Here is a 7940-nt window from a genome sequence, read left to right as displayed (position 1 = left end):
TCTGCGCGCAGGACGAATGCGTCGAGGTGACTCCGGAGATCGTCCGGGTCCGCAAGGTCGAACTGGACGCCACGACCCGGGCCCGCAGCCGGGCGCGGGCCAAGGCCCGGGGTTAATCGCGCGTGCTTGGGCGGGCTGCCGGGCAGCTGGTCGTTACCCTGATCGGCATGCCGAGACGAGTCCGCCGTTTCTTCGTGACGGTCGGCGTGCTCCTCTCGCTGTCTGGATTGGCGCTGGCGGCGTGCACGGTCAACCCGCCGCCGGCGCCGCAGAGCACCGACACGCCGCACAACTCGCCACCGCCCCCGCCGCGGCCCACCCAGATCATCATGGCCATCGACTCGATCGGCGCCGGCTTCAACCCGCACCTGCTGTCCGACCTGTCGCCGGTGAACGCGGCGATCAGCGCGCTGGTGCTGCCGAGCGCGTTCCGGCCCGTGCCAGACCCCGCGACGCCCACCGGCTCGCGCTGGGAGATGGACCCGACGCTGCTGGAGTCCGCCGAAGTCACCAACCAGAACCCGTTCACGGTGACCTACAAGATCCGGCCGGAGGCGCAGTGGACCGACAACGCCCCGATCGCCGCCGATGACTTCTGGTACCTGTGGCGGCAGATGGTCAGCCAGCCCGGCGTCGTCGACCCCGCCGGCTACGACCTCATCACCGGCGTGCAGTCGCTGGAGGGCGGCAAGCAGGCGGTGGTCACCTTCGCCCAGCCGTATCCATCATGGAAAGAGCTGTTCAGCAACATCCTTCCGGCGCACATCGTCAAGGACGTGCCGGGCGGGTTCGCGGCCGGGCTGGCCCGGGCGCTCCCGGTGACCGGCGGCCAGTTCCGGGTGGAGAGCATCGATCCGCAGCGCGACGAGATCCTGGTGGCCCGCAACGACCGCTATTGGGGATCACCGGCCAAGCCCGCCGTCATCCTGTTCCGGCGCGCCGGGGCGCCGGCCGCGCTGGCCGATTCGGTGCGCAACGGCGACACCCAGGTGGCCCAGGTGCACGGCGGATCGGCGGCCTTCGCGCAGCTGTCCGCCATCCCCGACGTGCGCACCGCCCGGATCGTGACGCCGCGCGTCATGCAGCTGACGCTGCGCGCCACCGAGCCCAAGCTGTCCGACGCCCAGGTGCGCAAGGCGATCCTCGGGCTGCTCGACGTCGACCTGCTCGCGGCGGTGGGCGCGGGCAGCGACAACACCGTCACGCTGGACCAGGCCCAGATCCGCGCGCCCAGCGATCCCGGCTACGAGCCGACCGCGCCGCCCGCGATGACGACGCCGGCGGCGCTGGCGCTGCTGGAGGGGGCCGGCTACAAGGTCGAGGGCAACGCTTCGGCTTCAGCGGGTTCACCGGCCCCGACGCCGGCGAACACCGGGCCGCCCGAGGTCATCCGCGGCCGGATCAGCAAGGACGGCCAACAGCTGTCGCTGGTCATCGGCGTGGCGGCCAACGACCCGACCTCCGTCGCGGTGGCCAACACCGCCGCCGACCAGTTGCGCAACGTGGGCATCGCCGCCAGCGTGCTGGCGCTGGACCCGGTCACGCTGTATCGCGACGCGCTGAACAACAACCAGGTGGACGCGATCGTCGGCTGGCATCAGGCCGGCGGGAACCTGGCGACGCGGCTGGCCTCGCGGTACGGCTGTCCGGCGCTGGAGGCGACGCAGGTGCCGACATCCACGGGGCCGACCACGAATCCGCCCTCGTCGAGCGCGCCGCCGTCGACCGGGTCAAGCGCCTCCTCCACCACGCCGACCTCGTCCGCGCCCAGCCGGCCGCCGGACCCCAACGCCCTGGTGCAGGCGCCGTCGAACCTCACCGGAATCTGCGACCGCAGCGTCCAGTCGAACATCGACGCCGCGCTCAACGGCACCAAGAACATCAACGACGTGATCACCGCGGTCGAGCCGCGGTTGTGGAACATGTCCACGGTGTTGCCGATCCTGCAGGACACCACGATCGTCGCCGCCGGCCCGAGCGTGCAGAACGTCAGCCTGACGGGAGCGGTGCCGGTCGGCATCGTCGGCGACGCCGGCCAATGGATCAAGACCGGGCCCTGATCGGCCCGTTCAGTCCCGTCTGGTCCGCGGCGGGATCACGGTATCGACGATCAGCGCCAGCTCCCTGCGGTTGGGCGGCGATCCGGTCAGCAGGAAGTGCTGGTTGATCAGAGCCGGGCCGATGCGCGCGGTGAGCGGGGTGGTCATCTCCGGATCGAGGTCGCCCTCCGCGACGGCGGCCTGCAGGATCGATTCGATGATCTGCAGGCGGGGAGCCACCACCGCGTCGGCGAAGATGGCCCGCATCTCGGGCTCGTGCAGCAGCTGGTTGACGGTGGCCATGCCGGGGAACGCGGTCTTGCCGGCGCAGACGTCGCGGTGCGCGGTGAAGACCGTCAGCAGGTTGTCCCGGGCCGACCGGCCGGCCCGCGCCTCGGGCAACGGCGGCAACGTATGGACCAGGGCGGCGTGCACCAGCTCGCACTTGGTGGTCCAGCGCCGGTACAGGGCGGCCTTTCCGGTGTGGGCGCGCGCCGCGATGCCCTCCATCGTCAACCCCCCGTACCCGACTTCGGCCAGCTCGGCCAGAGTGGCCTCGTACAGCGCGCGTTCGAGGACCTCGCCCCGTCGGCGGCTCCTGCCGCCGGCCGGGGCGGTCTTGGTGAGCTGCGGCATCCCTCGATAGTAGCCGCACGCGTTCCTATCGGCTGCGACGAGACCGCTACCGCCGGCCGGGGACGGGTAGGGTGCGTCCATGCCTGAGACTCCACGGCTGCTGTTCGTCCACGCGCATCCCGATGACGAGAGCCTCAGCAACGGCGCCACCATCGCCCACTACACCGCCCGCGGGGCGGACGTGCGCGTCGTCACCTGCACGCTCGGCGAGGAGGGCGAGGTCATCGGCGAGCGGTGGGCCGAGTTGGCCGTCGACCGCGCGGATCAGTTGGGCGGCTTCCGGATCGGCGAGCTCACCGCCGCGCTACGTGAGCTGGGCGTCGGCGAACCGCACTACCTGGGCGGCGCCGGACGCTGGCGCGACTCGGGCATGCGGGGCACGCCCGGGCGGCGGCGCCAGCGGTTCATCGACGCCGACGAACGGGAGGCCGTCGGCGCGCTCGTTGCCATCATTCGCGAATACCGGCCGCACGTGGTGGTGACCTACGACCCGGGCGGCGGTTACGGCCACCCCGATCACGTCCACACTCACACCGTCACGACGCGCGCCGTCGCCGCCGCGGGCTCCGACGACTTCCCCGGCGAGCCGTGGACCGTGCCGAAGTTCTACTGGTCGGTGCTCGCCACCGACGCCTTCGTGGCGGGCATGCGCGCGCTCGAACCCGAGGATCTGCGACCCGGGTGGACCATCCCCCCGGAGGAGGAGTTCGGCTTCGGGTACGCGGACGCCGACATCGACGCCGTCGTCGAGCCCGCCGTTGCGGCGTGGGCGGCGAAGCGGGCCGCGCTGGCCGCGCATGCCACCCAGGTGATCGTCGGGCCGACGGGCCGGGCCTGCGCCCTGTCGAACAACATGGCGCTGCCGATCATGGCGGACGAACACTACGTGCTGGTCGCCGGCACGGCGGGGGAGCGCGACGAGCGCGGCTGGGAGACGGACCTGCTCGCCGGGCTTGATTTCGGCGCGGTCGTCACGCGGTAGGCTTGCCAATCAGGCAGCCACGGAAGGATTTCGCATGGACCCCGACCTGGACCCTAATCAGCAGCATTGGCAGGACCGGCTCGACAGCCTGCAGTGGGTTATCGGCTCGATACTCTCCAACATCGACAGCGTTCCGACCTGACCGAAACGAAGCCGCGCGCCATACCCGTCGAAGACGGCGGCGCGACAGACCCCGCGATCCGTTTCGTTGTCCTGACGCTGCTGGCCGTCGACGGGGTCCTCTCCGCACTGGCCGGGGCCCTGCTGCTGCCTTCCTACCTCGGATCGATCCCGTTCCCCATCAGCGGATTGATCTCTGGATTGGTCAACGCCGCCTTGGTCTGGGCCGCCGGCCGGTGGACCGCCTCGTCGCGGCTGGCCGCGCTGCCGCTGTGGACGTGGCTGCTCACCGTGGCCGTGATCAGCATGGGCGGCCCGGGCGACGACGTCATCCTGGGCGGCCGCGGCCTGCTGGCCTACGGGGCGTTGCTGCTGATCGCGCTGGGGGCGGCGCCGCCGTTCTGGGTGCTGTGGCGGCGCGGCCACCGGGCCTGACGTTCGTGCGGTCGCGGCAAGGGATGTCCCCGCTTGCCGGTGTGGGCCTGACGCTACTGTTGACTGTTGCGCAGACCGGGCCCGCACGGGCCTGAAAGAAAATTTCACATGTTGGGACACGCGGATGAAATTCGATCGTGGGGAAGTTACACGAAGGTGCCGCTGACTCCGGGCGAGGAGCCTACCGCTCTTCCTAATCCTGTGGTTCCGCCAAAGACGAGCGCATCCGCGCTGCGGCGGGTGCTGCGCCGCGCCCGAGACGGCGTCGCGCTCAACGTCGACGAGGCGGCCGTCGCGATGACCGCGCGGGGTGACGACCTCGCGGATCTGTGCGCCAGTGCGGCACGGGTACGCGATGCGGGTCTGGCGTCGGCCGGCCGGCGCGGCCCCGGCGGCGGACTGCCGATCACCTATTCGCGCAAGGTGTTCATCCCGGTCACCCACCTGTGCCGCGACACCTGCCACTACTGCACCTTCGTCACCGTCCCGGGCAAGCTGCGCGCGCAGGGCGCGGGCATGTATCTCGAGCCCGACGAGATCCTCGACATCGCCCGCCGCGGGGCCGAACTCGGTTGCAAGGAAGCGCTTTTCACCCTCGGTGACCGCCCCGAGGATCGGTGGCCGGAGGCAGCGCAGTGGCTCGGCGAACGCGGTTACGACTCCACGCTGTCCTATGTGCGGGCCATGGCGATCCGGGTGCTCGAGGAAACCGGGCTGCTGCCACACCTGAACCCCGGCGTGATGAGTTGGTCCGAGATGGCCCGGCTCAAGCCGGTGGCGCCGTCGATGGGCATGATGCTCGAGACCACATCGCGGCGCCTGTTCGAGACGAAAGGGCTTGCGCACTATGGCAGCCCGGACAAGGACCCCGCCGTCCGGCTGCGCACGCTGACCGACGCGGGCCGGTTGTCCATCCCGTTCACGACGGGCCTGCTGGTCGGCATCGGCGAGACCCTGACCGAACGGGCCGAGACCCTGCACGCGATCCGCAAGTCGCACAAGGAGTTCGGGCACGTTCAGGAAGTGATCGTGCAGAACTTCCGGGCCAAGGAGCACACCGCGATGGCCGGCGTCCCCGACGCGGGGATCGACGACTACCTGGCGACGGTAGCGGTCGCGCGGCTGGTGCTCGGTCCCGGCATGCGCATCCAGGCGCCGCCCAACCTGGTGTCCCCCGACGAGTGCCTGGCCCTGGTCGGCGCCGGGGTCGACGACTGGGGCGGCGTCTCGCCGCTCACGCCCGACCACGTCAACCCCGAGCGGCCGTGGCCCGCGCTGGACGACCTCGCCGACATCACCGCCCGTGCCGGATACGAACTGGTTCAGCGACTGACCGCCCAACCCAGGTACGTCCAGGCGGGGGCGGCGTGGATCGACCCCCGGGTGCGCGGGCACGTGCTGGCGCTGGCCGACCCGGCCACCGGACTGGCCCGCGACGTCAATCCCATGGGACTGCCCTGGCAGGAGCCCGACGACGTCGCGTCCGCGGGGCGGGTCGACCTCAACGCCGCAATCGACACCGAGGGCCGCGCCACCGAGGCTCGCAGCGATCTGGACAGCGCCTTCGGCGACTGGGAATCGATCCGCGCGCAGGTGCACGAACTGGCCGCCCGCGCCCCCGAGCGGATCGACACCGACGTGCTCGCCGCGCTGCGGGCGGCCGAGCGCGATCCGGCCGGCTGCAGCGACAGCGAGTACCTGGCGCTGGCGACCGCCGACGGGCCGGCGCTGGAAGCCGTTGCCGCCCTGGCGAATTCGCTACGCCGCGATACGGTCGGTGACGACGTGACGTTCGTGGTGAACCGCAACATCAACTTCACCAACATCTGCTACACCGGCTGCCGGTTCTGCGCCTTCGCGCAGCGCAAGGGCGACGCCGACGCGTATTCGCTGTCCACCGACGAGGTCGCCGACCGCGCGTGGGAGGCGCACGTCGAGGGCGCCACCGAGGTGTGCATGCAGGGCGGGATCGACCCGGAGCTGCCGGTCACCGGCTATGCCGACCTGGTCCGCGCCGTCAAGGCGCGGGTGCCGTCGATGCACGTGCATGCCTTCTCGCCAATGGAGATCGCCAACGGCGTCACCAAGAGCGGGCTCAGCGTGCGCGAGTGGCTGATCAGCCTGCGCGAGGCCGGGCTGGACACCATTCCGGGCACGGCCGCCGAGATCCTGGACGACGAGGTGCGCTGGGTGCTCACCAAGGGCAAGCTGCCGACCTCGGAGTGGATCGACATCGTGACCACCGCGCACGAGGTGGGCCTGCGGTCGTCGTCGACGATGATGTACGGGCACGTCGACAGCCCGCGGCACTGGGTCGCCCACCTCAACGTGCTGCGCGGGATCCAGGACCGCACCGGCGGGTTCACCGAGTTCGTGCCGCTGCCATTCGTGCACCAGAGCTCGCCGTTGTACCTGGCGGGCGCGGCCCGGCCCGGGCCCACCCACCGCGACAACCGCGCTGTGCACGCATTGGCGCGAATCATGTTGCACGGCCGCATCTCCCAGATTCAGACCAGCTGGGTGAAGCTGGGCGTCGAGCGCACCCAGGTGATGCTCAACGGTGGCGCCAACGATCTGGGCGGCACGCTGATGGAGGAGACCATCTCGCGAATGGCCGGTTCGGAACACGGGTCGGCGAAGACGGTCGAGGAGCTGACCGAGATCGCCGAGGGGATCGGGCGCCCGGCCCGTCAACGCACCACCACCTACGCCCCGCGGGCCGCTTAGCACCCAGACCGGGCGGGTACCCCGACGCCGTGAACCGACAGATCGACGACGACCGGTTCCCGGAGTGGCGCCCATTCGTGGACGCGGTGCAGCAGCGAAGGCCCGACGCCGGCACCTGGTGCGAGGCGTGGACGGTCCGCGACGTCGTCATCCATCAGGCCGGGAACGCCGAGGAGATCGCCCGGGTGCTGGCCGCTCACCTGGAGGGTGAACCGGTCGGCACGCGGGGCTTCGAGGAGCGTGAGGGACCGTTGCGCGCCTTGAACGACCCCGATTTGTGGGACGCGTTCCTCGATCGGATGGCCACCCTGAACCGGGTTGCGGCGGCCGCCGACGACGTGCCGCAGGACACCGACGTCGCGTGGACGGGCCGCACCATGAAGGTGCCCTGGTTCGCCGAGCACATGCGCGAAGAGCTGGTGCTGCACGGCTGGGACATCACCGGCGACGACGCGGCGGCGCGGGCGCGGCTGGCCGAGCCCTGGATGACCACCCACAGCGTCTTGGCGGTCGGAAGGCCGCTGCTGGCCAAGGGCGCCAAGCAGTTAGCGCCGGGCGAGCGTATCGAGGCGCGGCTGCGGGTCCCCGGCGCCGACGACGTCGTGGTCAGCGCAGAAGCCGACCGCACCTCCGTCGAGCTCACCGAACCCGAGGGTCCGGCGACGCTGGAAACCGATGCCGCGGCGCGGGTCCTGCTGCTCTGGGGGCGTAGGCCCGCGGACCCGTCCCGGATTTGCAGCCGCGTCGGGCCGCAGACGCTGGGCCGCGTGCGCGGCCTGCTCAGCGGTTACTGAACCCGCGGGCTCAGAAGTTGTTACAGGTGACGGCGACCTGGTTGATGTCGTCGTAGTACTTCATCGCCGACGGCATCGCCTGGATCTGCTGGGCCATCTGCTGGCGCTTCGGCGGCGGCGAGGCCAGGAAGCTGCGGATGTAGGACTGCGCCACGGGCGAGCTGTTCAGCTGCGCGGCGGCCGCCGGATCGGTGGCGTTGAGCGCCG

General features: G+C 71.0%; 8 protein-coding genes. 6 read left to right on the top strand and 2 right to left on the bottom strand.

The annotated features are described in order from the left end of the window. Both A9X03_RS30505 and A9X03_RS23475 read left to right on the top strand, forming a co-directional pair. Nucleotides 1-116, top strand: a 116-nt coding sequence (locus tag A9X03_RS30505) for a hypothetical protein (RefSeq protein ID WP_231975447.1), incomplete at its 5' end; no start/stop codon positions are given. Between the two features lie 45 nt (nt 117-161). Beyond that, a complete protein-coding gene (locus tag A9X03_RS23475) occupies nt 162-2060 on the top strand; it encodes an ABC transporter family substrate-binding protein (RefSeq protein WP_197696133.1) in 1899 nt (632 codons plus the stop codon). A gap of 9 nt (nt 2061-2069) precedes the next feature. Here the strand turns inward: A9X03_RS23475 and A9X03_RS23470 are convergent, their stop codons facing one another. Next, on the bottom strand, nt 2070-2675 hold the full coding sequence (locus tag A9X03_RS23470; RefSeq protein ID WP_067755794.1) for a TetR/AcrR family transcriptional regulator: 606 nt from the start codon (nt 2673-2675) through the stop codon (nt 2070-2072). 79 nt (nt 2676-2754) lie between these two features. Between A9X03_RS23470 and mshB the strand changes: the two genes are divergently transcribed. From mshB to A9X03_RS23450, 4 genes are all read left to right on the top strand, one after another. Continuing rightward, the gene (gene mshB, locus A9X03_RS23465; protein WP_067780057.1) at nt 2755-3657 is read left to right on the top strand and encodes an N-acetyl-1-D-myo-inositol-2-amino-2-deoxy-alpha-D-glucopyranoside deacetylase; all 903 of its coding nucleotides are present in this window, start codon (nt 2755-2757) and stop codon (nt 3655-3657) included. A gap of 93 nt (nt 3658-3750) precedes the next feature. Beyond that, nucleotides 3751-4212 (top strand): hypothetical protein, encoded by a 462-nt coding sequence (locus A9X03_RS23460; protein WP_067780060.1) that lies wholly within the window; start codon nt 3751-3753, stop codon nt 4210-4212. A 108-nt stretch (nt 4213-4320) separates the two neighbouring features. Next, nucleotides 4321-6939 carry a bifunctional FO biosynthesis protein CofGH gene (locus A9X03_RS23455; RefSeq protein ID WP_082970904.1) on the top strand — a complete coding sequence of 873 codons (2619 nt, stop codon included), beginning with the start codon at nt 4321-4323 and terminating at the stop codon, nt 6937-6939. 29 nt (nt 6940-6968) lie between these two features. After that, nucleotides 6969-7733, top strand: coding sequence for a maleylpyruvate isomerase N-terminal domain-containing protein (locus A9X03_RS23450; RefSeq protein WP_067886843.1), 765 nt, complete (start codon nt 6969-6971; stop codon nt 7731-7733). 10 nt (nt 7734-7743) lie between these two features. Here the strand turns inward: A9X03_RS23450 and A9X03_RS23445 are convergent. Further along, on the bottom strand, nt 7744-7940 hold a 197-nt coding region (locus A9X03_RS23445), incomplete at its 5' end, for a hemophore-related protein (RefSeq protein ID WP_156746646.1).

It is taken from the genome of Mycobacterium sp. E1715, from assembly GCF_001667625.1.
GTDB lineage: Bacteria > Actinomycetota > Actinomycetes > Mycobacteriales > Mycobacteriaceae > Mycobacterium.
This window is presented reverse-complemented; position numbering and strand designations above follow the sequence as displayed.